Here is a 23564-nt window from a genome sequence, read left to right as displayed (position 1 = left end):
TCCTATCTGGTCGACAGTTCCGACCACTGCGCCAGCGGCAAGGGCGGCTGCGCATGCAGGATGCGCGCCAGCACCAGCTTCAGTTCGGCCCAACCGCCGCGCTCGGTGGGCCAGATGGAAGGCGTCACCGCCTGCCAGTTGCCGTCCGCCGCGCGTTCGGCCATCTTGAAGCGGAAGGTGTAATGCCCCGCCATGCCCATGCGCAGGTCCGTCACCACCAACGCATTGCCGATGACGTCGTAGCGCAGCCAGTCGTCCGTGAACCAGCGCAGGCGCTGGTGCAACGGCACGTCCGCCAACGCCCGCGCCACATCCAGGTTCAGCGGCTGGCGCAGCCATTCCGGCGGATCGCTGTCGAACAGGCTGCTGACCGATTCGTAATAGTGGCCGTCGGGCGTCTTGGCGATGACGCGCCACACCAGCGTGTTGAAGGGCATGGGCACGGCGCGCAGTTCGCTCAGCGCAATGCCCTGCGCCTGCATCGCCTCGCGCACGCGGTCCTCGGCGGCGATGCGCGCGGCCAGCCCGAATCCCAGGTAGGCCGTGCTGAACACCAGCGCCGCGGCCAGCAGCCGGCGCGCCGTCAGCGTCATGCCGAAGCCGATGGCGAACAACACCGCCAGCAGCAACGGCACGGTATAGACCGGGTCGATGATGAACACGGCGGCCCAGCTTTCGGGGATGAGCGCCAGCGGCCAGAACAGCTGCGTCCCGTAGACCGTGAAGGAGTCCAGCACGGGATGGGTCACCAGCACCAGCCATAAGGTCAGGAACAGCCGGCGTCCGCTGTATGGCGCCTGTGGCCAGTACTTGCGGATCAGCCAGGTCAGGAAAACCGCAAGGCCGGTCAGCACGAAGACCGAGTGCGAGAAGCCGCGGTGGTAGGTCATGAGCGACACCGGGTCCGGATAGCGCATCAGGACATCCAGATCCGGCACCGTGGCCAGCGTCGCGCCGTAGATCAACGCCCGCCGCCCCTGCACCCGCCCCAGGAGGGCGCCCTGTATGCCCGCGCCCAGTACCGCCTGCGTAACCGAATCCATAACTCTCCAACAATTAGCTTCATCCAGACGGACTATACGGTGCACCGGCAGTTCCGCAGGCGTTAACATACCTGATTGCGTTCAGCTAATTTTCAACTTCGTAAATATGGACCAATACATCGACCAGATCGCGATGTTCATCGAGGCCAACCAGGCCTGGGCGGGACCGATCACCTTTCTGCTCACGCTGGGCGAATCCATGGTGCTGCTGGGCCTGTTCATCCCGGCCACGGCCCTGATGCTGCTGACCGGCGGCCTGATCGGCGCGGGCACCCTGAATCCCTGGGCCATCATCGCCTGGGGCATCGCCGGCGCCATCGTGGGCGACGCCCTGTCCTACTGGCTGGGCCGCTGGGCCGGCCCTGGCATCCTGCGCCGCTGGCCGCTGAAGCAGCAGCGCAGCGGCGTGGCGCGCGCACGCCTGTTCTTCTACCGCTACGGCTTTGCCTCCGTGCTGATCGGCCGCTTTCTCGGCCCCATCCGCTCCACCATTCCCACCGTCGCCGGCGTGATGGGCATGGGGCACAGCCGCTTCCAGATGGCCAACGTCGCCTCGGCCATCCTCTGGATGCCGCTGATGCTGGCCCCGGGCTATATCACCGCGCGCAGCCTGGGTACGGCGGACAATGCGCAACAGATTGCCATGATGATCGGCGCGGGCCTCTCGGTACTGCTAGGATGCGGGCTGTTGATAGCCATGCTGCGCAAACGCCGGGTCCCGGCACGCCAACGCCGCGGCAACTGAACCGGAGAGAGGGGCAATGGCCATAGATGGGGAACCCAGGAATGGCGATTTCGCGCGCTACGTCGAAAACCTGACGCGCGCCGGCGGCGCATCGCCGGGACAGGTTCCCGACAAGCGGGCGCAATCCCGCCCGGCAGCTCCGCCGCCCTCGCCCCCCGCTTCTCCGTCTGAAACGCTATCCGGCGCGCCCTGGGGCAAGGCGGCCCCGCCGCCCCTGCAATCGCGGCAAGCGCCGCCCGCGGCCCCGGGCCAGACCGATGCCGCCGAGGTATCGATGGCCCGCCAAGCCACCCAGCGCAAGATCGGCGTCATCCTGACGGTGGGCGGCATCCTGGCCGGCTGGGCCGGGGCGCGCATCATCTTCGAAGCCCTGCGCGGCCCCGGGTTCGACCTGGACGAGGCCATGCCCGCCGTCTTCCTGTTCTTCTTTGCCATGATGCTGTTCAAGGCGGCCCGCAATGCGCGCAATCCGCGCGGCAAGACGCCGCTGCCTCCGCTCAAGCGCTCTTCCTACCGCAAGGACGGCGACGCCTGATTCCGCCATCACGGCGGCGCGGCCCCCGCGGGTAATGGTGCTAACATTTCCGCCGCTGTCGAAAGACCCATGAACCACGGAGTGAAAGTGAATAACGTAGTCGGATTGAACCAGGCCCAGGCGGCCACGATGCTGAAGCTGCAGGGCCACTTGAACAGCATGATCAATCCGGACTGGGTCAACGGCGGAGCCCGCTTCCTGCGCGCCGCCTTCGTCGAATCCGCCGAAGCGCTGGAACACTACGGCTGGAAATGGTGGAAGAAGCAGACCATCGACCTGCCGCAAGTGCAGATGGAGCTGGTGGACATCCTGCACTTCTATCTGTCGCACACCATCGTCCAGTCCCGCGGCGACATCGGCGCCGCCGCCGACGCGCTGGTCGCGGACCTGTCCGGCCCGGCCTCGGTCGCGCTGGACGGCAAGACCCATGCGCTGGACCAGCTGAACGTGCCCGAACTGCTGGAGCTGATCGGCGGCCTGGCCGTGTGCGGACGCGCCAGCTTCAAGGTCCTGGAACAGACCATGACGTCCTGCGAGATGAGCTGGAACGACGCCTACACGCAATACGTGTCCAAGAACGTGCTGAACATCTTCCGCCAGCAGCATGGCTACAAGGAAGGCACCTACATCAAGATCTGGAACGGCGAGGAAGACAACGTCGTGCTGGCCCGCCTGCTGTCGCAGCTGGATCCCGCGCGCGAGGATTTCGCCGACCAGTTGCACCGCGAACTGGAGCAGGCTTATTCGCGCCTCTGAGCCGCGACGGTTCCTGCCCGCCTGAAGACGCCGCCATCCGCGGCGTTTTTTGTTTTGGGGGAAGCAAGCGCAACAAACGGAGTTTCAAAAAGGCGGTGGATTTCTACACTGGCCTCGCCTGTAATCACCGGGAGGACCGGGCATGCGCGCCGCGGCAAGCGGAGACAAGGACATGACAGCAGCAGCCGACTATGACTGGCAGAACGTGGAGCAAGCGCTCGATGCCCACGGCAACGCCGTGCTGCCCGGACTGCTGACGCCCGCGCAATGCCGCGCCCTCGCCGCCCTCTACCCGGATGAAGCGCGCTTTCGCTCGCGCATCGTCATGGCGCGGCATGGCTTCGGCCGCGGCGAGTACAAGTACTTCGCCTACCCCTTGCCGCCGCTGCTCGATCAATTGCGCCACGCGCTCTATGCCCGGCTGGCGCCGATCGCCAACCGCTGGAACCAGCGGCTGCGCGCGGATACGCAGTACCCGCCCGAACTGGACGCCTACCTGCAACGCTGCCACCGGGCGGGCCAGACGCGTCCCACGCCATTGATGCTCCAGTACGGCGAGGGCGACTACAACTGCCTGCACCAGGATCTCTATGGCGAACATGTGTTTCCGCTGCAGGTCGCCATCCTGCTAGCCGTGCCGGGCAAGGATTTCACCGGCGGCGAATTCGTCATGACCGAGCTTGCGGCCAGAAGCCAGCGCGCCGACGTCGTGACGCTGGGCCAGGGCGACGCGGTGGTGTTCACCGTCAATCAACGGCCCGCGGCGGGCGCGCGCGGGCCGCGCAAGGTCGCCATGCGGCATGGCGTGAGCCGCGTGCGCAGCGGCCGGCGCCACACCTTGGGCATCATTTTTCATGACGCGGCATGATGCCGCGCACGCTTGCGACCATTGATGAGGACCCTATGCATCACAGCGGCATGACCGCCCTCGAAACGAGCCTGGACCACCTGGATTGGCCGGACATCGGATCGCAGCTCGACGCCGAAGGCTATGCCGTGCTGCCAGGACTGCTGGGCGCGGAACCGGCGCGCAGTCTGGCGCGGCAAGCCGACGCGCCAGACGCCCGGCGGGTGAGCCTGGCATCCGCCGGCCTGGGGCGCGGCGACCTGTATTACTTCGATGCCGGCATCCCGCCGCCGCTGGAGCAATGGCGCTCGGCGCTGTACCGTCGGCTCGTCGTACACGCCAATCGCTGGAACGAGCTTCTGGACGTGCGCGCGCGCTATCCCGATGAGCTGGAAGATTTTCTTCAGCGCAACCGCGACGCCGGCCAGACCCGGGCGCAATCGCACCTGAGCCGGCTCGGCGTCGAAGACTACATCGCGCTGCACCAGCGCAATACAGGCGGACAGGTCTTCCCCATGCAGGCGGTCGCGCTCCTGTCCGAGCCGGGAGACGGCTTCCAGGGCGGCGAGTTCGTGATGACGGAGCAGCGCCCGCGCATGCAATCGCGTCCGCTGGTGGCGCCGCTCGGTTTCGGCGACGTCGCCATCATCGCCACGGGGGAACGCCCCTTTCACGGTTCCAAGGGCTATTACCGCGTCAACCTCAAGCATGCCGTCAGCCGCGTGCGCAAAGGCACGCGCATCGGCCTTGAACTGTTTTTCCACGATGCGCCCTGATGCCAGCCCCAGCCATGCCTACCTCAACCATGCTGCACGGCCTGCCTGAAACCCGGATTGCAGATACGGACTGGCAGGACGTCGAAGACGATCTGGGCCACGATGGCTACGCCGTGCTGCCGGGACTGCTGACGCAGGCCCAGTGCGAGGAACTTGCGGCCGGCTACTGCGACGAAACGCGCTTTCGCAGCCGCATCGTGATGGAACGCTATGCGTTCGGCCGCGGCGAGTACAAATACTTCAGCTATCCGCTGCCGGATATCGTCGCAAGCTTGCGGCAGTCGCTTTATCCACGCCTGGCGCCCATCGCCAACCGCTGGCATGCGGCCATGCGCCTCGAAGCGCGCTTTCCCGCAACGCATGAAGAATTCCGGAGTATCTGCCACGCCGCCGGACAGCGCCGGCCCACGCCGCTGCTGCTGCGCTACCAGGCGGGCGACTACTGCTGCCTGCATCAGGACCTGTACGGCGACCATGTCTTTCCGTTCCAGGCCATCTTCCTGCTCAATGAGCCGGGACGCGATTTCGAAGGTGGAGAGCTGCTGCTGGCCGAAAGCAATCCCAAGCAACCCGGACGGGCCGACGTGGTGCCCTTGCGGCAAGGCGATGCCGTGGTGCTTGCCGTCAATCACAGGCCGGTGCGGTCGGCGCGCGGCTATTACCGCGCGAATCTGCGGCATGGGGTCGGCCGGCTGCGCAACGGAGAGCGGCACACGCTGGGCATCATCTTCCACGATGCCACGTAAGGCTGCGCGATCGTCAGGCCGCGCGCGCAGCCTCGATGGCCGCATCCCACACGGAAGGCGAGCCGATCTGCCGCCGCAATTGTTCGGTGAAGGCGCGGATGCGCGCATTGGCGCGCGGCATGGCGCGCAGCAGGTAGATGCCGCTTTCGGGCGGCGGGCTGGCGTCCTGCAAGGTCAGCTGCACCAGCCGGCCGGCGCCCAGGTCCGCGCCCGCGGACCAGTTGGGCATGAGCGCGATGCCCAGCCCTTCCAGCGCCGCGAACCGGCGCGCGTCGCAGTCGTCGCACTCCAGGACGAACCTGGCGTCCTGGGCCCATTGGCCGTCGCCCAGTTCGCGCCAGCCGCGCACGCTGGTGCTGTGGCGCCGGTCGATGAGGCGATGGCGCGACAGGTCCGCCAGCGTGCGCGGTACGCCATGGCGTTCCAGGTATGAGGGCGCGGCGCAGATCAGGTAGCGATGGCTGCCGATGCGTTGCCCGATCAGGCTGCTGTCTGGCTGTTGCCCCACCCGCACCACCACGTCCATGCGTTCGACCACCGGATCCACCACGCGCTCGGTCAGTTCCAGCTCCACCTGCAATTGCGGATGGCGTTCACCCAGCTGTTGCAGCATGGGCACTACGTAGCGCCGCGCGAACGCCGGCAGGCAACTGACCCGCAACAGGCCCTGCACGGTCTGCTCCAGCGAAATGACCTCGGAACGCGCCTCGGTCATGTCGTGCAGGATCTTCACGGCGCGCTCGTACAGCACCTCGCCGGCCTCGGTGGGCATCAATGCACGGGTCGAGCGCACGAACAGCGGCACCTTGAGCTCGGACTCCAGCGCGCCGATCTGCCGCGCCACGGACGAGGCCACCATGCCCCGGCGGCGCGCCACCTCGGAAAAGCTCTGGGCGCGGGCGACGTCGACGAAGATGGAGAGGCTTTCGGCGAATTTGACGGTTTTCATTTGTGCGTGTGGCGCAAAAGGCTTTGGCGCGGGACGCCAGCTTTCCTGGGAGATTTGGCAATTACGATACCGTGCATGGCCGCACTTTGGCAATTTTGACAAAGATAGACGGCCGGACACAACGACGATAAGCCCAGGAGACCCGCATGCCCCCGATCACTTCCCCCCGCCGCTCGCCCCGCGCCCTGCTGGCCAGCGCCGCCCTCGCCGCAGGCGCCTGGGCCGCCGCCCTGCCCGCGCTGGCGGATTCCTATCCCAGCAAGCCGGTGACGGTGGTGGTGCCCTTCGCCGCGGGCGGCACCGTGGACCGGGTGGCGCGCCAGGTGCAGCAGGCGCTGCAGGACAAGCTGGGGCAGACGGTGGTCATCGACAACCGCGGCGGCGCCGGCGGCACCATAGGCACGGCGCTGGTGGCCAAGTCCGCGCCCGACGGCTACACGGTGGAAATGGTGTTCGATTCCTACGCCACCGAGCAACACATCTACCCCAAGCTGTCTTATGACACGGCGCGCGACCTGACGGGCGTGTCGTACATGGTGCGCTCGCCCATGGTGCTGGCCGTGACCGCCAGCGGTCCGTACCAGACGCTGGCCGACTACGTCGCGGCCGGCAAGAAGGGCAGCGTGTCCTACGCCTCGGTCGGCGCGGGCAGTTCCAACCATCTGGCGGCTGAAATGTTCCATCAGGCTGCTGGCACCAGCGGCATCCACACGCCCTACCGCGGCGGCGGCCCGGCGGTATCGGACCTGATGGGCGGACACGTGGAGTCCATCATCGCCAGCCTGCCGCTGGTGCTGCCCCACATCCAGAGCGGCAAGCTGCGTGCGCTGGCGGTGACGGCGCCCAAGCGGGTCGCGGCCCTGCCGGACGTGCCCGCCATCGCCGAGAGCTATCCGGGCTTCGAGATCTATTCCTGGGTGGGCATGGTGGCGCCCGCAAGGACGCCGGCGGCGACGCTGGACAAGCTGGCCGACGCCACCATCGCCGCGCTGCGCGACCCGGCCGTGGCCGGACGCATCACCGAATCGGGATTCGAAGTGGTGGCCGGCGGCCGCGATGACATGAACCGGCTGGTGCAGGCCGAGTCCCAGCGCTGGGGCGAGCTCATCAAGAGCCGCGGAATCGTTGCACAATGACCGACATGCAGACGGGGAACGCCATGCAATCCTTCATCTACGCCAGCCGCGCCCAGCGCGTGGTCTTCGGGCCGGGCAGCCTGGGCGGCCTGGCGGCCGAACTCGATGCGCTGGGGCTGCAGCGCGCGCTGGTGCTCTGCACGCCGCCGCAGCGCGCGCAGGCCGAACGGGTCGCGGCGCTGCTGGGCGAAGCGCGGGTTGCCGGGATCTTCGACCAGGCCGTGATGCACGTGCCGATGGAAATCGCGCGCCAGGCGCGGGAAGCGGCGCGCGAGCTGGGCGCCGATTGCGCGGTGGCCGTGGGCGGCGGCTCCACCATCGGGCTGGGCAAGGCCATCGCGCTGGACTCGGGCCTGCCGGTCATTGCCGTTCCCACGACCTATGCGGGCTCGGAGATGACGCCGATCTACGGTCTCACCGAGAGCGGCCTGAAGAAGACCGGCAAGGATGACCGGGTGCTGCCGCGCAGCGTGGTGTACGACCCAGAACTGAGCCTGTCGCTGCCGGTGTCGATGAGCGTGACCAGCGGCATCAACGCCATCGCCCATGCGGCAGAGGGTCTGTACGCGCGCGACGGCAATCCCATCATGGACCTGATGGCGCAGGAAGGCATACGCGCGCTGGCCCAGGCGCTGCCCGCCATACATGCCGGCGCCTGCGGCGCGGACCTGCTGCAGGCGCGCAGCGACGCGCTCTACGGCGCCTGGCTTTGCGGCACGGTGCTGGGCAGCGTGGGCATGGCGCTGCATCACAAGCTCTGCCATACGCTGGGCGGCAGCTTCAACCTGCCGCACGCGGAAGTCCACACCGTGGTGCTGCCGCATGCCCTGGCCTACAACGCCGCGGCCGCGCCGCGGGCCATGGAACGAATCGCCATGGCGCTGGGCGCACCGGCTGCCGCGGCAGGCGTATTCGATCTGGCCAGCACGCTGGGCGCGCCCACGGCATTGCGCGACATCGGTATGCGCCAGGAAGACCTGGACCGCGCCTGCGACATCGCCATGCAGACGCCCTACCCCAATCCGCGTCCGCTGGAACGCGAGGCCTTGCGGGCGCTGCTGCAAAACGCCTACGAAGGCAGGCGGCCTCAATAGACAGGGTCCGGCAGGCTGCCAGCCTGCCGGTTGCGCCTAGCGTTGTCCGAAGCGCGTATCGCCAAACAGCGCCTTCTGGTCACGCGGCTGCGAACGCCAGTACTGGCGCGGCGCGCTGACCTGGCCGCCCAGTTGCGCCGCGGCGTGCCACGGCCAGCGCGGGTCGTACAACATGCCGCGCGCCAGCGCGACCATGTCGGCCTGGCCGTTCTGCAGGATGTCTTCGGCCTGCTGCGCCTCGGTGATCAGGCCCACCGTGATGGTCGGCATGCCCACCTTGCGCTTGATTTCGTCGGCGAACGGCACCTGGTAGTTCGGCCCCACGGGTATCTTCTGCTGGGACGAGACGCCGCCGCTGGACACGTCTATGAATTCACAGCCGCGTTCCTTCAAGGCTTGCGCCAGGACCAAGGTCTGTTCCAGGTCCCAGCCGCCTTCGACCCAGTCGGTGGCCGACACGCGCACACCTAGCGTCACCGACGGCGGAATGGCCTCGCGCAGCGCCTGGAAGACTTCCAGCGGAAAGCGCATGCGGTTCTCGAGCGAACCGCCGTAGGCGTCGTCGCGCCGGTTGGACAGCGGCGACAGGAACTGATGCAGCAGATAGCCGTGCGCGGCGTGCAGTTCGATCACGTCGAAGCCCAGCCGCACGGCGCGCCTGGCGCTGGCCACGAAGGCGTCGCGCACGCGGGCCAGACCCGCCGTGTCCAGCGCGTGGGGCGGAGGTTCCGACGCGTTGTGCGGCACGGCCGAAGGCGCCCAGCCCTGCCAGCCGCCGGCCTCGGGCGGCACCAGTTGGCCGCCGTTCCAGGGCGCTTCGCTGGACGCCTTGCGGCCCGCGTGGCCCAGCTGTATGCCCAGCTTGATGGGCGCATAGCGGCGGATGGCTGCAACGACGCGGCCGATGGCCGCCTCGGTTTCATCGGACCACAGGCCCAGGTCTCCCGGTGTGATGCGGCCGTCGGGCTCCACGGCGGTGGCTTCCACGAACAGCAGCGCCGCGCCGGACAAGGCCAGATGCCCCAGGTGGATCATGTGCCAGTCGGTCGCCAGGCCTTCCTCAGCCGAGTACTCGCACATGGGCGCGATGACGATGCGGTTGGCCAGCTCCAGCTGGCCGATGGACGTGGGACTGAAAAGCAGGGACATGCTGGAGCCTCCGGGGCGTGGGATGCGACAGCATAGCGCCCCGACCCGCCCGGGAACCTGAATACCGCAGCCCCGGGCGGGGTCAAGGCTGGCACGCAAGCGCCGCGCTACTGCCCTTCGATCACCGAATCCAAGAACTGGCGCGTGCGCGCTTCCTTGGGCTGGCTGAACAGCACCGCCGATTCGGCGTCCTCGACGATGTTGCCCTCGTCGAAGAACAGGGTCCGGTCCGAGCTGCGTTCTGCGAACTTCATCTGGTGGGTGACGATGATCATCGTCATGCTGCGCCGGGCCGACAGGTCGCGCAGGATCTGCAGGATGCCGCCCACCAGCTCCGGGTCCAGCGCGGAGGTCACCTCGTCGAACAGCATGATGTCGGGGCACATGGCCAGCGCGCGCGCTATGCCCACGCGCTGCTTCTGCCCGCCCGACAACTGCGCGGGATAGACATCGAGCTTGTCGCCCAGCCCGACCATCTCCAGGTATTCCACGGCGCGCTCGCGCGCCTGGTCGCGCGACATGCCCAGCACGTGGACCGGGGCCTCCATGGCATTGGCCAGCGCCGTCATGTGCGGGAACAGGTTGAAGTGCTGGAACACCATGCCGATCTTGCCGCGCACCTTGCGCAGATGCTCTGAATTGAGGCCGGCGGGGCGGCCCTGCGCGTCGGTCCACATGGGCACGCCGTCGATCTCGATGTCGCCGCTGGTGGGCTGGTCCAGCGTCATCAGCACGCGCAGCAAGGTCGATTTGCCCGAGCCGGAGGGGCCGATCACTGCCACGGTCTGGCCGGCCGGTATCTCCAGGTTGATGCCGCGCAGCACCTCCAGTTCTCCGTACTGCTTGCGCAGGTTCTTGATGCTTACGCTGGCGCTCATCGCTTTCCTCCATATCGTTGCAGGCGGGCCTCCAGGCCGCGCACGCCCCAGGCCGCCACCAGGCTCAACGCCAGGAACAGCAGGCCCACCAGGGTCAGGGGCTCGGTGTAGCGGAAGGTGGCAGAGCCGATCATCTTGCTCTGCTGCAGCAGTTCCACCACGGTGATCGCCGACAGCAGCGGCGTGTCCTTGAACATGGCCACCAGGTAATTGCCCAGCGCCGGCACCACAGGCGGAATCGCCTGCGGCAGCACCACGCCCACGGCCGTGCGCCAGCGCGACATGTTCAGCGCGGTGGCGGCCTCCCATTGGCCGCGCGGCACGGCTTCGATGCCGGCGCGGTAGACCTCGGCGCAATAGGTCGCGTAGTGCAGGCCCAGCGCGGTGATGCCGGTGGCCAGCGGCGACATCCGCACGCCGGTCAGCGGCAGCACGTAGAACAGGAAGTACATCTGCACCAGCAGAGGCGTGCTGCGCACGAACTCGATCACGAAGGCGGTGGGCAGGGACACGATGCGCAGCCGCGAACGCCGCAGCAAGGCCAACACCAGGCCCAGCGTCACAGCCACCAGCATGCCCAGCAGCGTGGCCTCGATCGTGATGACCAGCGCGGAGCCCAGCGTGGGCAGGATCTCCAGGGCGAAGGACCAATCGAATACCGGCTTCATCGCACGCGCACCTTGCGTTCCAGCAGACGCACGCCGGCCGTGATCAGCAGTGCCACGGCGAAGTACATCAGCAGCATCAGGGTGAAGATCTCGGTGGTGCGCAGGGTCTCGCTGCGCAGCAGCTGGCCGCGGAAGGTCAGGTCCGTGATGGTGATGAGGGACACCAGCGCGGTGTTCTTCAACAGCTCGATCAACAGGTTGCCCGCAGGCGGCAGCATGGCCGGCACGGCCTGCGGCACCACGATGCGGCGCATGATCTGGCCGCGCGTCAGGTTCAGCGCGATGCCGGCTTCGCGCTGGCCCGGCGGCACCGCGCGGATCGCGCCGCGCACCACTTCCGCGCCATAGGCGCCGGCGTTCAGCGCCAGCACCACGATGCCCACCAGCATGGCCGGCAGTTGCACGCCGAACAGCGGCAGCACGAAGTAGAACCAGAAGAGCTGCACCAGGGCCGAAGTGCCGCGAAACACCTCGACGTAGACCGCCGCGATCCAGCGCAGCGGGCGCACGGACGACAGGCGCCCGATGCCCGCGGCCAGTGCCAGCGGAACGGCCAGCACCACGGCGCCTGCCATGATCTCCAGGGTCACCGCCAGCCCCTGCAGGAGCGGCGGCGCCAGCTCGGCGAAATGCTCGGATATCAGCCGCATGCGCGCCCCCTTACTGGCCGGCGCACAGCTTGGCGGCCGTGACCCCCTTGGGCAGTTCCTCTGCTGTGAAGCCAAAAGGCGCCACGAGTTTCTGGTGTTCTTCGGTGCCGATGAACTTTGCCAGCTCAGCATTGAAGGCGTCGGCAAAGGCCTTGTCGTCGCTGCGGAAGGCATAGGCGCCGTAGCCGCGCACGTCCTTGCCGTCGATGACGGGATCCTTGAACGGATCGGCCTTCTCCAGGCCGCTGGCCGCGCTGGTCTTGCCCATCAGGTCGTTGACCGTGAGCGCCGTGGCCGCATAGGCGTCGGCGCGGCCCGCCTGCACGCCGGACAGCGCGCTGACCGCATCCGGGAACACCACCACCTGGGCGGGCGGCACCTTGATCTTGGAGGCGTACTCCGCTTCGATCGCGCCGACCACCACGCCGAGCTTGGCGTCGGGATTCTTCATCACGTCTTCATAGCTGTGCAGATTCTTGGGATTGCCTTGCTTGACCAGGAAGGACTGGCCCACCCCATAAGTGGGGTCCGAGAACGCCACCTGCTGGCAGCGTTCGGGCGTGACGTACATGCCCGCGGCGATGATGTCGAAGCGCTTGGCCTGCAGGCCCGGAATGAGCGAGCCGAACTCGGTCAGGACGCCCTCCACTTCGTTGATGCCCATGCGTTTGAGCACCACCCGGGCGATCTCCACGGATTCGCCCGTGACCTTGGCTTCCTTGCTGTCCATGAAGGCGAACGGCGCTTCGTTGGCGTAGCCGATGCGTATCTTGCCGGCGGCCTTGGCGGCTTCCAGGGTGGACGCCGCGGCGGGCGCGTTAGCTGCCGGAGCAGCCTTGTCGGATCCCGAGTCGGAACATGCCGCCAGCACCCCCAGGCTCAAGGCGGCCAGCATACGTCTGGATCGGATCAGGCTCATGGCAGTTTCTCCTGTATTTATTTCGAGGTATATGGATTCACTAAAAATAATACGCTATTAAATGATTTCGACACGAATCATATGCCCGAAAAAAAGCAGGCCGCAGCCTGCTTTTTGCTTCGCCGCCCTATGGGCGTCAGGACAAGTTACGAATCGTAGACGTATATGTCCCCACTTATTCCGCGTAGGAAAAACGGCCGTTCCGGACGATGCCCATGACGCGGGCGCGCTCGTCGAAACCCTGGTGGTTGTCCTTGGTGATGTTTAGCACGCCATTGGGCACGACCAGGTCGCGCGTGTTTTCCAGGGCATCCCGCAGCGCCGCGCGGAATTCCGGCGTGCCGGGCTTGGCCCCGGTCTTGAGCGCCCGCGCCACCGCCGAGTCCAGCAGCATCCAGGCGCCATAGGCGTCGCCCGCGAACTGGGTCAGCGTGTTGGCGCCGTAGCGCGCTTCGTACTTGTCGGCAAAGGCCACCGCCACCTTCTTGACCGGGTTGTCGTCGGGCAGCTCGCGCGCCACCACGCCAGGGCCGGTGGGGAACAGGGTTCCCTCCACGTCCGCGCCGCCGACCTGCAGGAATTCCAGCGTGCCTATGCCGTGCGTCTGGTAGATGGCGCCGGTGTAGCCGCGTTCCAGCAGCGTCTTCTGCGGCAAGGCAGACGGGGTGCCGGCGCCGGCGATCAGCACGGCGTCCGGCTTGGCGGCGATGACCTTCAGCACTTGTCCGACCACCGACGCGTCGGTGCGCTGGAAGCGCTCCTGCGCCACGATCTTCAGGTCGGTCCCGGCAGCGGCGGTGAACTCCTTCCACCAGCTGTCGCCGTAGGAATCCGCGAAGCCGATGAAAGCCACGTTCTTCAGACCCTTCTTCTTCATGTCCGCGACCAGCGCGGTGGCCATCAACGAATCGTTCTGCGGCATCTTGAAGGCCCAGGCGCGCTTCGGATCGGACAGCGGCTCGACGATGACGCTGGAGGCGGCCAGCGCAATCATGGGCGTGCCGGTTTCGGCCAGCACGTCCAGGCCGGCCAGCGCGGCGGCCGTGGTGTTGGGGCCGACGATGGCGTCGACCTTGTCTTCCGAGGTCAGCTTGCGCATGTTCTTCACCGCGCGGCTGACGTCGGTACCGTCGTCCAGCACCACGTAGCGGGCCGGCTCGCCGCCCAGCGTGGCCGGCCACAAGCGGATCGCGTTATTGGTCTGGATGCCGATGGCCGCGGCCGGACCGGTGGTGGACACGTCCACGCCGATGACGATTTCAGCCTGGGCGGACAAGGCGGGGACGGCCAGCGCAATGGCGCAGGCGTAGCGGACGAGCTTGTAAGACATGACAGCAGTTCTCGGCGAGGTGTGAGCAGATGCCTGTATTTTGCCTGATGGCCGCGTGCCGCCTTGCGACGCGCATCAAGAAAGCTGGTCTGCGGTTACATAGGCTTGCCGTTGCGCGCAGACGCTTTCCGCGCCTGGCGCCCGCAGCCGCCTTATCATCGTTCATGCCATTCCAGGCAGCGCGCCCCGCCCCCAGCGGGCGGCCCGCGCCCTCCCACACCGGCCGCGCGCGCGACGGGCGCGGTCCTTCTACAGGAGTCACGCATGAAGAAAACCGCAACCGCCCACTGGTCGGGCGACCTGAAGACCGGCAAGGGCACGATCTCCACGCAGAGCGGCGCGCTCAAGGAACAGGCCTACGGCTTCAACACCCGCTTCGGCGACACCCCGGGCACCAATCCCGAGGAATTGCTGGGCGCGGCTCACGCCGGCTGCTTCACCATGGCCCTGTCCAACATCCTGTCCGAAGCAGGCATGGTCGCGCAAAGCCTGGACACCAAGGCCGAGGTCACGCTGGACAAGGTGGATGACGGCTTTGCCATCACCGCTGTCCATCTGACGGTGGAAGCCGTCATTCCCGGCGCCAGCGCCCAGGCCTTCGAGGACGCGGCCCGCAAGGCGGAAAAAGGATGCCCCGTGTCCAAGGTGCTGAACGCCAAGATCTCCATGGACGCCAAGCTCAAGTCCTGATCCCCGGTGCAGCCCATGGCCCGTCCGAGAAGGATGGCGCCATTGGGCCGCCCTATCCCCTGCTTGCCCAAAATCAATTTGACGATGCCGTCCCCCAAGAGGATGATGAGAATCATTCTCAGGAGCGAGCATGGGCCAATTCATCTACGCGATATCCGGCGGCAGGACCGCGCTGGCGCAGGACGTCCAAGTATCGGCGGGCCTGCGCCGCATCGCCGGCCCTGGCATCCTGGTGGCCGTGGGCTATATCGATCCGGGCAACTGGGCCACCGACATCGCGGGCGGCAGCGGCTTCGGCTACGGGTTGCTGCTGGTCGTCATCACCTCGGCGCTGCTGGCGCTGGGCTTCCAGATCCTGGTGTCGCGCCTGGCGCTGGCAACGGGGCAGGACCTGGCCACGCTGACGGCCCGCCACCTGTCGCCGCGCCTGGCCAAGGCCGCCTGGCTCGCGGGCGAGGCGGCGATCCTGGCGACTGCCCTGGCCGAACTCATCGGCGGCGCAATCGCCCTGCGCCTGCTCTTCGGGCTGCCGCTGATCGCGGGCGTTGCGGTGACCGGCGTCGGCACGTTTGCCGTGCTGGCGCTGACGCGCGGCAACGCCGACAAGCACGAGCGTTTCATTGCCCTGCTGCTGTCGGTGGTCGCCATGTCCTTCGTGTTCCTGCTGTTCAAGGCCAACCCGGCCTGGACGGAAGTGGCGCACGGCGTCACGCAGACCGGCCGCGCGCTGCGCGACCCGCAGGGCTTCCTGATCGCGCTGGGGATACTTGGCGCGACCCTGATGCCGCACAACCTGTACCTGCATTCCGGATCGCTCGCGCAGCGTGCGCAGCAATTGCCGCCCAGCGCCCGCGACCTGGCCATGCGCGTGGCGCGCAACGACACCGTCGTGTCGCTGGGCCTGGCCATGCTGATCAACGCCGCCATCATGATCGTCGCCGCCGCCTCGCTGTCGGGCTCGGGCATCATCGTGTCCAGCCTGGACGACGCGCATGCCGTGATCGGCCAGACCCTGGGCATCGGCGCGGCCATCGTGTTCGCCGTGGCGCTGTATGCCGCGGGCCAAAGCTCCACCATCACTGGCGTGCTGGCCGGACGCATCCTGTCCCAGGGCTTCCAGGTGGGCAGCGGCTGGTCGGACCGCCGCCGCGCGCTGGCGACGCGGCTGGTGGCGGGCGCCGCGGCGGTCGGCCTGCTGGCCTTCACCGGCGGCCAGGATCCGGACGGCCTGCTGGTGCTGAGCCAGGTCATCCTGAGCCTGGCCCTGCCCTTCGCGCTGGGGCCGCTGGTGCTGCTGGCTTGCCGCAAGAGCCTGATGGGCAAGTACGTGTTGCGCGGCGCCTGGGCCTGGGCCGCGGTTGCGGCCACGGTCGGCATCCTGCTGCTGGATGGCTATCTGGTGGCGGACATGCTGGTCTGAGCCCCAGGGATAGCCTGGAATAAAAAAACGCCAGCGATGCTGGCGTTTTTCTCGTACCCGCTATCGGGCTCAGTGGTAGGCGGAGACCACGGGGTGCTGGCGGCGGCCGGCGTCCATGTCGTGCAACACCTCGCCCACGGCGCCGCCGAAGGCGGCCAGGCGCACTTTCAGGCGCAGCCAGCGCGAGCCGGAAGCGTGGCCGGACAGGCTTTCCGCGATGATCGCGTCATGGATCAGGGTACGTTCCAGCTCATCCGACATGCGGGCATTCTTCAGCGCGGTATCGCTCATGGTTCTCTCCTTGAGAAAGCGATGTGGAACAACACGAGTCCATCTTAGACCTGTGCTTGCTGCGCCGCAATAAATTTCTTAACCATTTTTTTGTGCGTTGCGCAATGGGTACAAACACCGAAAATGGTGCACATGTGCACTGCTGCCTGCACCTTTCTTGTGCTGCCCCTTCCGAAGACGCCCGTCAGGGCTGTGCGAGATGCGCCTGGATCAGCATGTCCGCCATCTGCGCGACCCGGCCGGCTGGCCCGCCTTCGCCAAATAGCTGGCTGGAGACGAAGGCCCCTTCGAACAACAGCAACAGGCCATCGCCCAGCGCGTCGGGATCGGCCGCCCCCATTTCCGCCGCCATAGCAGCCAGGCGCCGCCGCAGCTCGGCCTTGTGTTCCACCGCCACGGCGCGGGCGGGATGACCGGCCTCGGGGTATTCCACCGCCGCGTTCGTCAGTCCGCAGCCCCGGTAGCCGCTCTGCACCGCGCGCACGCCCAGGCCGGTCAGGTAGGCCAGGATCTGGGCCCGGGGATCGCCCGGATGCGCCGCGCAGGCCGCGTCGAAACGCGCCCAGAACTCAGCGTCATAGTCGCGCAGATAGGCCGCCGCCAGTTCGTCCTTGGACGAAAAGCTGCGGTACAGGCTGGGTTTGGTCACGCCCGCTTCGCTGACGATGGCGTCCACGCCCACCGCCCGGATGCCGTCCCGGTAGAACATTTCGCGCGCGGTCTTGCGGATGCGCTCGGCCGCCAGCGGCGGCTTGGATGCGGGCCGATCGGCGCTCGAGGTTTTACTGGCCATGGATGGGCTCCTTTCCGGATGACGGATCGACTAAAAATCGCTTGACGATGTTACTGACCGGTACGTACTATTCGCAAACCCCAATACGTACCGGTCAGTAACATGAGTATAGCCCACCCTCCCGTCCCTTTCCGGCGCGCCGGCCAGAAGTACGCTTTTGTCGTCGTCGCGGTGATTTTCCTGTCCCTGCTGGTATCCGCCGGCCTGCGTTCCTCGCCCAGCGTGTTGCTGGTGCCTCTGGAAGAAACCTTTGGCTGGAGCCGCAGCACCATCTCGCTGGCCGCCGCGGTCGGCATCTTCCTGTATGGCATGGTGGGACCGTTCGCGGCCGCCGCGATGGAGCGCTTTGGCTTGCGGCGCGTGCTGATCGGCGCGCTGATGCTGATGGCTGCGTCCAGCGCGGCCAGCGCCTTCATGACCCAGTCCTGGCATCTGCTGCTGACCTGGGGGGTGTTCTCGGGCCTGGGGTCCGGCGCGGTCGCCGTGGTGCTGGGCGCCACCGTCGTCAACCGCTGGTTCACCAAGCACCGCGGCGTGATGATGGGCCTGCTGACCGCCAGTTCCGCCACCGGCACGCTGGTGTTCCTGCCGGTGCTGGCCGCGCTGGCCTCGTCGGGCGACTGGACGCGCGTGGTGTGGACGGTCGCGGCTGCTGCTGCGGCGCTGGTACCGCTGGCCTGGTGGCTGGTGCCGGACCGGCCTGCCAGCGTCGGGCTGGTCCCCTACGGCAGCGATCCGCATGCGCCGCCCGCGCCCGCCGCGCCGCGCACCGGCATGCTGGCCGCCACCTTCGGCGCACTGGCGCGGGCCTCGCGCACCCGCACCTTCTGGTTCCTGTTCGCGACCTTCTTCGTGTGCGGATTCACCACCAACGGCCTGGTCGGCACGCACCTGATCGCGCTTTGCGGCGACCACGGCATGCCCGAGGTGCAGGCCGCGGGCCTCCTGGCGTTGATGGGCATCTTCGACCTGATCGGCACCACGGCGTCCGGCTGGCTCACCGACCGCTACGACCCACGCAAGCTGCTGTTCGTCTACTACGGCCTGCGCGGACTGTCGCTGATCTACCTGCCCTATTCCGACTTCTCGTTCTACAGCCTGTCGATCTTCGCCATCTTCTTCGGCCTGGACTGGATCGCCACGGTGCCGCCCACGCTGCGCCTGACGACCGAAGCCTTCGGCGAGCGCGACGCGTCCATCGTGTTCGGCTGGATCGTCGCCGGCCACCAACTGGGCGCCGCCAGCGCCGCCTGGATGGCGGGCGCCGTGCGCGAAGCCCAGGGCAGCTATCTGATGGCCTTCGTCATCTCTGGCATGACGGGCCTGATCGCCGCCGTCATTGCGCTGATGATAGGCAGGAAGCGCGTGGTGGCGCAGCCGGCCTGAGCGCGCCAGCGGGCGGACGGCCGAGCCCTGGGCCCGCGCCGTCCGCGCGATGACAGGTCACTTCAAGCCTTGGGCCCCGCGCCCGCGCAGGTTGTAGGTCTTCTTGCTGCCCACATGCCTGCGGATGAGCGACTCCGCAAGCTCGCCGTCGCGCTGCATCAGCGCCTGCACGAAGGCCTCGTGGTCGGCCACCGCCGCCGTCCATTCGTCGATATCGAAGTTCGACTTGTAGCGCAACGCCTGCACCTGCAGGTTCAAGCGGTCATACGAATGCGTCAGCGCCGGGTTGTGGGCCGCCCGGTTGATGGCGATATGCGTGCCCATGCTGGCCGCGAAATACGCGCGGATGTCGCGCTGTTCATACCCTTGCTGCATCTGCGCGTGCAATTGTGCGATATGCGCCAGTTCCGCGTCCGTGGCGCGCTCGGCGGCGCTGCGCACCGCCAGCCCCTCCAGCACCGACAGCACATCGAAGATGTTCTCGACATCGTCGGCCGACAACTCGATCACCATCGCGCCGCGCTTGGGCTGCAGAGTCACCAGGCCGTCGGAAGCCAGCATGCGATAGGCCTCGCGCAGCGGCGTGCGTGAAATCTTCAACTGGTCGCACAGGTCCCGCTCGTTCAGCCAGGTGCCCGGCTTGAAGGTGCCGTCGATGATGAGCTGCCGCAATTTTTCCGCCACCACGGCCGGCAGCGTGGGGTGATGAATGGCCAAATCGGGGACGGACTGGTCCATAACTTCAGGGTTAGCCATGAGTTGTTGCCACTCGCTATTTCGACTATTTTTGTATCTGGTATACCAAACACCAAAGGCATACCAACCTGACCCCATCATAGATCAAGCAACACGCGGGCAGGCTGACAACCACCAAAGGAGACCCACATGCACAAGCACGCTCGCGCCTGGGCCGGCGCCCTGGCGTTGACCGCCGGCCTGGCCGCCGCCAGTCCCGCCCTGGCGCAGGACGCATCCAAATGGCCGGAACGGCCGGTACGCCTGATCGTCGGTTTCGTGCCCGGCGGCGGCACCGACGTATCGGCGCGCATCCTGTCCGCGCGCCTGTCGGCGCTGCTGGGCCAGCAGGTCGTGGTCGAGAACAAGCCCGGCGCTTCCGGCCTGATCGCGGCCGACTTCGTGGCCAAGGCCGATCCGGACGGCTACACGCTGCTGCTGGCCAATATGCAGTCCACCGTCGCCGCGCCCTATGTGGTGCAGTCCAGCGTCGACCCGATCAAGGACTTCACGCCGGTGCGCTACATCGGGTCGGTGCCCAACGTGCTGGTGGTCAATCCGGCCAAGCACAGCTACGCCAGCGTGCAGAACCTGGTGGACGACGCCCGCGCCAAACCCAAGCAGCTGACCTACGCCTCCTCCGGCATGGGCAGCCCGCAACACCTGAGCGCCGCGCGCTTCTCTCAGATCGCGGGCGTCAGCATGGAGCACGTGCCGTACAAGGGCAGCGGCCAGGCCATGACCGACCTGCTGGGCGGCAGCGTGGACATGAACTTCGACACCCTGCCCGGCGCCATCAACCAGATCCAGGCCGGCAAGTTGCGGCCGCTGGCTGTGACCAGCACCGAACGCAGCAAGCGCCTGCCCGACGTGCCGACGCTGGCCGAGTCCGGCATCAAGGGTCTGGACATCGTGCAGTGGTATGCGGTGCTGGCCCCGGCCAAGCTGCCCAAGCCGGTGCTGGACAAGCTCGACCAGGCGCTCAGCCAGACGCTGGCCGATCCCGAGATCAAGGCCAAGCTGGCCGACCAGGGCATGGAACTGGGCGGCGGTCCGGCCACCCCCGCGGCCTTCGCCAGCTACGTCCAGGACGAATGGAGCAAGTACGGCAAGCTCACCGCCAGCCTGGGCCTCACCAAGCAGTAAGCCGGCAGCAACCCGGCGGGGGGTGCGCCCCCGCCCACGCAAAGGAACACCATGAGCGCTACCCCCACTTCCGACACCTCCCCCATCCTGTGCCAGCGCGACGGCGACATCGCGACCGTGGTGCTGAACCGCCCGGAAAAGCTCAACGCCTTCACCATAGACAGCTGGCGGCTGCTGGGCGACGCCTTCCTGGAGCTGGACGCCGACGACAGCGTGCGCTGCGTGCTGCTGCGCGGCGCGGGCGAAAAGGCCTTCTCCCCGGGCAATGACATCAGCGAATTCGAGACCGCGCGCAGCAACAAGCGCCAGGCCATCGAGTACGGCGCCGTGATGCGCCGGACCATAGAAGCCATCGGCAACTGCCGCCATCCGGTGGTGGCGCAGATACACGGCATCTGCGTGGGCGGCGGGCTGGAGATCGCCAGCCTGGCCGACATCCGCATCTGCGGCCAGAGTTCGCGCTTCGGCGTGCCCATCAAGAACCTGGGGCTGGTGATGTCGTACTCGGAACTGGCGCCGCTGGTGCGCCTGGTGGGCCCGACCGCCGCGCTGCAGGTGCTGCTGGAAGGCACCATCTTCGACGCGCAGGAAGCGCTGCGCCTGGGCGTGGTCACGCGCGTGGCGCCCGACGATCAGGTCGCCTCCGAAGCCCAGGCCGCCGCCCGCCGCATCGCCGACGGCGCGCCGCTGGTCGCGCGCTGGCACAAGAAGTTCATCCGCAATCTGGTGCAGGGCAAAGCCCTGACCGACGCCGACCGCGACGAAGCCTTCGACTGCTTCGACACCGAGGATTTCCGCACGGGCTACCAGGCCTTCCTGGCCAAGGCCAAGCCGCAATTCAACGCCCGCTGAACCCCATGCAAGGAGGACTCATGCATAACGATACCCAGCGCCCCGCCGGCGCCCTTTCCGGCATGCGCGTGATCGAGCTGTCGCAGATCATGGCCGGCCCGACCTGCGGCATGATGCTGGCCGACATGGGCGCCGACGTCATCAAGGTCGAGAAGATCGACGGCGGCGACGATTCGCGCCAGTACCGGGACCCGCAGATCAACGGCATCTCGGCGCCTTATCTCATGCTCAACCGCAACAAGCGCGCCATCGCGCTGGACTTGAAGCATCCGGAGGGCAAGAAGGTCCTGCTGCGCATGATCCGCGACGCCGACGTGGTGACCGAGAACTTCCGCAAGGGCACGATGGAAAAGCTGGGCCTGGGTTACGACCGGCTGCGCCAGGAAAACCCGGGCCTGATCTATTGCGCGGTGTCGGGCTACGGCACCACCGGCCCCTATGCCGACAAGGGCGGCTTCGACCTGGTGGCGCAGGGCTTCTCCGGCCTGATGGCGATCACCGGGGAACCTGGCGGGCCGCCGCTGCGCACCGGCAACTCCGTCGCGGACATCAACGCCGGCTTGCTGGCGGCTTTCGGCGTGCTGGCGGCCTACCAGCACAAGCAGCGCACGGGCGAAGGCCAGATCGTGGAAACGTCATTGCTGGAAGCCAGCCTGCAGCAGCTGTACTGGCACGCCGCCATCTACTTCGGCAGCGGCGTGTCCCCCGGCCCCACGGGTTCGGCGCACGTGCTGAGCGCGCCCTACCAGGCCTTCCCCACCGCGACCGACTGGATCATCATCGGCGGCGCCAACGAGAAGAACTGGCAGCGCATCACCCAGGCGCTGGGCAAGCCGGAATGGGCCGAGGATGCCCGCTACGCCCGCAATCGCGACCGCATGCAGAACCGCGATCAACTGGTAGAGGATATGTCCGCCATCCTCAAGACGCGCAGCGCGGAGGAGTGGCTGGACGTATTCGACACGGCCGGCGTGCCTGCGGGCCCTGTGCACTCCATCGCCCAGGCGCTATCGCATCCGCAGACGCTGGCGCGCGGCATGGTGGTGGAACAGGAGCACCCGGTCGCGGGCACGGTGCGCACGGTAGGCATGCCGGTGAAGCTGTCGGCCACGCCCGCGCAATACCACCGCGCGGCGCCGCGGCTGGGCGAGGACAGCATCGCGATTCTGGGAGAGTTCGGCTACGACGCCAAGGAAATCGAAGCGCTGATCGATGCGGGCGTGGTCGCGGCCGTGGACCGTGAACGCGCGCCGGCTTAGGACGTTTTTGGCTGAATTGCTGACGTTCGGTTTTGTACGGCTGGGGTTCTTGAGTCGCCGGCGTCCGGACTGCGGAATTCCGATGCTCGCCCCGGTGGGGCTGCGCTTCGGATCCCTCCGTCCGGTCACCGGCTCACGGCATCTGCCCACGAACGGGTCCGAAACCAACGCATTAGGCGACTGCCAGCCGAGGCGGCCCGGAGCCATCCGAAGCGCAGCCCCATTGGGGCGAGCATCGGAATGGCGCAGGGCAGCCTCGGCGGCTAAAGAACCCTGACATCCGCAAGCTCGAAGCCCTGCCATTTCGGTTTTATGAGGCTGAGTTCTTGAGCCGCCGGCGTCCGGACTGCGGGATTCCGATGCTCGCCCCGGTGGGGCTGCGCTTCGGATCCCTCCGTCCGGTCACCGGCTCACGGCATCTGCTTACGAACGGGTCCGAAACCAACGCATTAGGCGACTGCCAGCCGAGGCGGCCCGGAGCCATCCGAAGCGCAGCCCCATTGGGGCGAGCATCGGAATGGCGCAGGGCAGCCTCGGCGGCTAAAGAACCCTGACATCCGCAAGCTCGAAGCCCTGCCGCTTCGGCTTTGTGAGGCTGGGTTCTTTTGTGCGGCAGGGTTCTTGAGCCGCCGGCGTCCGGACTGCGGGATTCCGATGCTCACCCCGGTGGGGCTGCGCTTCGGATCCCTCCGTCCGGCCACCGGCTCACGATGTCTGCCCATGAACGGGGTCCAAAGCCAGCGCATTAAGCGACTGCCAGCCGAGGACCCC

General features: G+C 67.3%; 25 protein-coding genes. 14 read left to right on the top strand and 11 right to left on the bottom strand.

Translation table 11 applies throughout. The features are described from left to right. Window positions 1-2: 2 nt before the first annotated feature. Complete coding sequence (locus tag IB258_RS06675) at window positions 3-1043, bottom strand: metal-dependent hydrolase (protein WP_192328550.1); 1041 nt, start codon at window positions 1041-1043, stop codon at window positions 3-5. Window positions 1044-1149: 106 nt separating this feature from the next. Between IB258_RS06675 and IB258_RS06670 the strand changes: the two genes are divergently transcribed. The 6 genes from IB258_RS06670 to IB258_RS06645 all read left to right on the top strand — a co-directional run bounded on the left by IB258_RS06670 (window position 1150) and on the right by IB258_RS06645 (window position 5448). Next, window positions 1150-1788 carry a DedA family protein gene (locus IB258_RS06670; RefSeq protein WP_054455998.1) on the top strand — a complete coding sequence of 213 codons (639 nt, stop codon included), beginning with the start codon at window positions 1150-1152 and terminating at the stop codon, window positions 1786-1788. A 16-nt stretch (window positions 1789-1804) separates the two neighbouring features. Beyond that, a complete protein-coding gene (locus tag IB258_RS06665) occupies window positions 1805-2323 on the top strand; it encodes a hypothetical protein (RefSeq protein ID WP_054455996.1) in 519 nt (172 codons plus the stop codon). A gap of 69 nt (window positions 2324-2392) precedes the next feature. Further along, window positions 2393-3079: a dUTPase gene (locus IB258_RS06660; protein WP_175162993.1), complete on the top strand. Its 687-nt coding sequence runs from the start codon at window positions 2393-2395 to the stop codon at window positions 3077-3079. A 172-nt stretch (window positions 3080-3251) separates the two neighbouring features. Beyond that, on the top strand, window positions 3252-3947 hold the full coding sequence (locus IB258_RS06655; RefSeq protein WP_175181429.1) for a 2OG-Fe(II) oxygenase: 696 nt from the start codon (window positions 3252-3254) through the stop codon (window positions 3945-3947). 50 nt (window positions 3948-3997) lie between these two features. Continuing rightward, window positions 3998-4702 carry a 2OG-Fe(II) oxygenase gene (locus IB258_RS06650; RefSeq protein WP_054456471.1) on the top strand — a complete coding sequence of 235 codons (705 nt, stop codon included), beginning with the start codon at window positions 3998-4000 and terminating at the stop codon, window positions 4700-4702. A 14-nt stretch (window positions 4703-4716) separates the two neighbouring features. Beyond that, entirely contained in the window at window positions 4717-5448 is a 732-nt protein-coding gene (locus IB258_RS06645; protein ID WP_370539817.1) for a 2OG-Fe(II) oxygenase, read from the top strand. A 13-nt stretch (window positions 5449-5461) separates the two neighbouring features. Here the strand turns inward: IB258_RS06645 and IB258_RS06640 are convergent, their stop codons facing one another. Then, on the bottom strand, window positions 5462-6397 hold the full coding sequence (locus tag IB258_RS06640) for a LysR family transcriptional regulator (protein ID WP_054455989.1): 936 nt from the start codon (window positions 6395-6397) through the stop codon (window positions 5462-5464). Window positions 6398-6543: 146 nt separating this feature from the next. Between IB258_RS06640 and IB258_RS06635 the strand changes: the two genes are divergently transcribed. Further along, entirely contained in the window at window positions 6544-7533 is a 990-nt protein-coding gene (locus IB258_RS06635; RefSeq protein WP_054455987.1) for a tripartite tricarboxylate transporter substrate binding protein, read from the top strand. 23 nt (window positions 7534-7556) lie between these two features. Continuing rightward, a complete protein-coding gene (locus IB258_RS06630; protein WP_054456470.1) occupies window positions 7557-8627 on the top strand; it encodes a maleylacetate reductase in 1071 nt (356 codons plus the stop codon). 36 nt (window positions 8628-8663) lie between these two features. Here IB258_RS06630 and IB258_RS06625 read toward each other — a convergent pair whose 3' ends face one another. The 6 genes from IB258_RS06625 to IB258_RS06600 form a co-directional block, all read right to left on the bottom strand. Next, window positions 8664-9776, bottom strand: a complete 1113-nt coding sequence (locus IB258_RS06625; protein WP_192352316.1) for an NADH:flavin oxidoreductase/NADH oxidase — start codon at window positions 9774-9776, stop codon at window positions 8664-8666. A gap of 107 nt (window positions 9777-9883) precedes the next feature. Continuing rightward, window positions 9884-10654, bottom strand: coding sequence for an ectoine/hydroxyectoine ABC transporter ATP-binding protein EhuA (gene ehuA / locus IB258_RS06620; protein WP_054455983.1), 771 nt, complete (start codon window positions 10652-10654; stop codon window positions 9884-9886). After that, complete coding sequence (ehuD, locus tag IB258_RS06615) at window positions 10651-11322, bottom strand: ectoine/hydroxyectoine ABC transporter permease subunit EhuD (RefSeq protein ID WP_054455981.1); 672 nt, start codon at window positions 11320-11322, stop codon at window positions 10651-10653. The genes ehuA and ehuD overlap by 4 nt, the downstream gene beginning before the upstream one ends. Further along, the gene (gene ehuC, locus IB258_RS06610) at window positions 11319-11972 is read right to left on the bottom strand and encodes an ectoine/hydroxyectoine ABC transporter permease subunit EhuC (protein ID WP_054455979.1); all 654 of its coding nucleotides are present in this window, start codon (window positions 11970-11972) and stop codon (window positions 11319-11321) included. The genes ehuD and ehuC overlap by 4 nt, the downstream gene beginning before the upstream one ends. A 10-nt stretch (window positions 11973-11982) precedes the next feature. Next, window positions 11983-12891 (bottom strand): ectoine/hydroxyectoine ABC transporter substrate-binding protein EhuB, encoded by a 909-nt coding sequence (gene ehuB, locus IB258_RS06605; RefSeq protein WP_156337399.1) that lies wholly within the window; start codon window positions 12889-12891, stop codon window positions 11983-11985. Between the two features lie 175 nt (window positions 12892-13066). Continuing rightward, window positions 13067-14221, bottom strand: a complete 1155-nt coding sequence (locus tag IB258_RS06600; protein ID WP_119449321.1) for an ABC transporter substrate-binding protein — start codon at window positions 14219-14221, stop codon at window positions 13067-13069. A gap of 264 nt (window positions 14222-14485) precedes the next feature. Between IB258_RS06600 and IB258_RS06595 the strand changes: the two genes are divergently transcribed. Together IB258_RS06595 and IB258_RS06590 are read left to right on the top strand one after the other, a co-directional pair. After that, entirely contained in the window at window positions 14486-14911 is a 426-nt protein-coding gene (locus IB258_RS06595; RefSeq protein ID WP_054455974.1) for an OsmC family protein, read from the top strand. A gap of 130 nt (window positions 14912-15041) precedes the next feature. Beyond that, window positions 15042-16331 (top strand): Nramp family divalent metal transporter, encoded by a 1290-nt coding sequence (locus IB258_RS06590; RefSeq protein WP_175162986.1) that lies wholly within the window; start codon window positions 15042-15044, stop codon window positions 16329-16331. Between the two features lie 69 nt (window positions 16332-16400). Here the strand turns inward: IB258_RS06590 and IB258_RS06585 are convergent, their stop codons facing one another. Together IB258_RS06585 and IB258_RS06580 are read right to left on the bottom strand one after the other, a co-directional pair. Then, on the bottom strand, window positions 16401-16622 hold the full coding sequence (locus IB258_RS06585) for a hypothetical protein (protein ID WP_054455972.1): 222 nt from the start codon (window positions 16620-16622) through the stop codon (window positions 16401-16403). A 184-nt stretch (window positions 16623-16806) separates the two neighbouring features. Then, complete coding sequence (locus tag IB258_RS06580) at window positions 16807-17415, bottom strand: TetR/AcrR family transcriptional regulator (protein ID WP_054455971.1); 609 nt, start codon at window positions 17413-17415, stop codon at window positions 16807-16809. A gap of 102 nt (window positions 17416-17517) precedes the next feature. Between IB258_RS06580 and IB258_RS06575 the strand changes: the two genes are divergently transcribed. After that, a complete protein-coding gene (locus IB258_RS06575; protein WP_192352315.1) occupies window positions 17518-18801 on the top strand; it encodes an MFS transporter in 1284 nt (427 codons plus the stop codon). A gap of 57 nt (window positions 18802-18858) precedes the next feature. On the opposite strand, the gene IB258_RS06570 is transcribed toward IB258_RS06575, so the two are convergent. Further along, a complete protein-coding gene (locus IB258_RS06570) occupies window positions 18859-19557 on the bottom strand; it encodes a GntR family transcriptional regulator (RefSeq protein WP_225590304.1) in 699 nt (232 codons plus the stop codon). A gap of 129 nt (window positions 19558-19686) precedes the next feature. Between IB258_RS06570 and IB258_RS06565 the strand changes: the two genes are divergently transcribed. From IB258_RS06565 to IB258_RS06555, 3 genes are read left to right on the top strand one after another with little or no spacing between them, the layout of a single operon-like run. After that, on the top strand, window positions 19687-20682 hold the full coding sequence (locus tag IB258_RS06565; RefSeq protein ID WP_054455963.1) for a tripartite tricarboxylate transporter substrate binding protein: 996 nt from the start codon (window positions 19687-19689) through the stop codon (window positions 20680-20682). A 51-nt stretch (window positions 20683-20733) separates the two neighbouring features. Continuing rightward, a complete protein-coding gene (locus tag IB258_RS06560; RefSeq protein ID WP_125470024.1) occupies window positions 20734-21534 on the top strand; it encodes an enoyl-CoA hydratase/isomerase family protein in 801 nt (266 codons plus the stop codon). A gap of 20 nt (window positions 21535-21554) precedes the next feature. Next, entirely contained in the window at window positions 21555-22793 is a 1239-nt protein-coding gene (locus IB258_RS06555) for a CaiB/BaiF CoA-transferase family protein (RefSeq protein ID WP_175213711.1), read from the top strand. The last annotated feature ends 771 nt before the right edge of the window (window positions 22794-23564 follow it).

This window comes from Achromobacter sp. ACM02, from assembly GCF_014851605.1.
In the GTDB taxonomy this organism is placed as follows: Bacteria; Pseudomonadota; Gammaproteobacteria; order Burkholderiales; family Burkholderiaceae_B; genus Achromobacter; species Achromobacter aegrifaciens.
Note: the sequence above shows the minus strand (reverse complement) of the source record. Positions and strands in the feature narration are given on the sequence as shown.

Coding starts and splice junctions, on each gene's coding strand:
- IB258_RS06580 (WP_054455971.1), bottom strand. CDS start 17,415: ATGGCCAGTAAAACCTCGAGCGCCGATCGGCCCGCATCCAAGCCGCCG.
- IB258_RS06660 (WP_175162993.1), top strand. CDS start 2,393: ATGAACCACGGAGTGAAAGTGAATAACGTAGTCGGATTGAACCAGGCC.
- IB258_RS06585 (WP_054455972.1), bottom strand. CDS start 16,622: ATGAGCGATACCGCGCTGAAGAATGCCCGCATGTCGGATGAGCTGGAA.
- IB258_RS06655 (WP_175181429.1), top strand. CDS start 3,252: ATGACAGCAGCAGCCGACTATGACTGGCAGAACGTGGAGCAAGCGCTC.
- ehuA (WP_054455983.1), bottom strand. CDS start 10,654: ATGAGCGCCAGCGTAAGCATCAAGAACCTGCGCAAGCAGTACGGAGAA.
- IB258_RS06565 (WP_054455963.1), top strand. CDS start 19,687: ATGCACAAGCACGCTCGCGCCTGGGCCGGCGCCCTGGCGTTGACCGCC.
- IB258_RS06640 (WP_054455989.1), bottom strand. CDS start 6,397: ATGAAAACCGTCAAATTCGCCGAAAGCCTCTCCATCTTCGTCGACGTC.
- IB258_RS06635 (WP_054455987.1), top strand. CDS start 6,544: ATGCCCCCGATCACTTCCCCCCGCCGCTCGCCCCGCGCCCTGCTGGCC.
- IB258_RS06595 (WP_054455974.1), top strand. CDS start 14,486: ATGAAGAAAACCGCAACCGCCCACTGGTCGGGCGACCTGAAGACCGGC.
- IB258_RS06575 (WP_192352315.1), top strand. CDS start 17,518: ATGAGTATAGCCCACCCTCCCGTCCCTTTCCGGCGCGCCGGCCAGAAG.
- IB258_RS06675 (WP_192328550.1), bottom strand. CDS start 1,043: ATGGATTCGGTTACGCAGGCGGTACTGGGCGCGGGCATACAGGGCGCC.
- IB258_RS06650 (WP_054456471.1), top strand. CDS start 3,998: ATGACCGCCCTCGAAACGAGCCTGGACCACCTGGATTGGCCGGACATC.
- IB258_RS06570 (WP_225590304.1), bottom strand. CDS start 19,557: ATGGCTAACCCTGAAGTTATGGACCAGTCCGTCCCCGATTTGGCCATT.
- IB258_RS06560 (WP_125470024.1), top strand. CDS start 20,734: ATGAGCGCTACCCCCACTTCCGACACCTCCCCCATCCTGTGCCAGCGC.
- IB258_RS06665 (WP_054455996.1), top strand. CDS start 1,805: ATGGCCATAGATGGGGAACCCAGGAATGGCGATTTCGCGCGCTACGTC.
- IB258_RS06670 (WP_054455998.1), top strand. CDS start 1,150: ATGGACCAATACATCGACCAGATCGCGATGTTCATCGAGGCCAACCAG.
- IB258_RS06645 (WP_370539817.1), top strand. CDS start 4,717: ATGCCTACCTCAACCATGCTGCACGGCCTGCCTGAAACCCGGATTGCA.
- ehuB (WP_156337399.1), bottom strand. CDS start 12,891: ATGAGCCTGATCCGATCCAGACGTATGCTGGCCGCCTTGAGCCTGGGG.
- IB258_RS06625 (WP_192352316.1), bottom strand. CDS start 9,776: ATGTCCCTGCTTTTCAGTCCCACGTCCATCGGCCAGCTGGAGCTGGCC.
- ehuC (WP_054455979.1), bottom strand. CDS start 11,972: ATGCGGCTGATATCCGAGCATTTCGCCGAGCTGGCGCCGCCGCTCCTG.
- IB258_RS06555 (WP_175213711.1), top strand. CDS start 21,555: ATGCATAACGATACCCAGCGCCCCGCCGGCGCCCTTTCCGGCATGCGC.
- ehuD (WP_054455981.1), bottom strand. CDS start 11,322: ATGAAGCCGGTATTCGATTGGTCCTTCGCCCTGGAGATCCTGCCCACG.
- IB258_RS06600 (WP_119449321.1), bottom strand. CDS start 14,221: ATGTCTTACAAGCTCGTCCGCTACGCCTGCGCCATTGCGCTGGCCGTC.
- IB258_RS06630 (WP_054456470.1), top strand. CDS start 7,557: ATGCAATCCTTCATCTACGCCAGCCGCGCCCAGCGCGTGGTCTTCGGG.
- IB258_RS06590 (WP_175162986.1), top strand. CDS start 15,042: ATGGGCCAATTCATCTACGCGATATCCGGCGGCAGGACCGCGCTGGCG.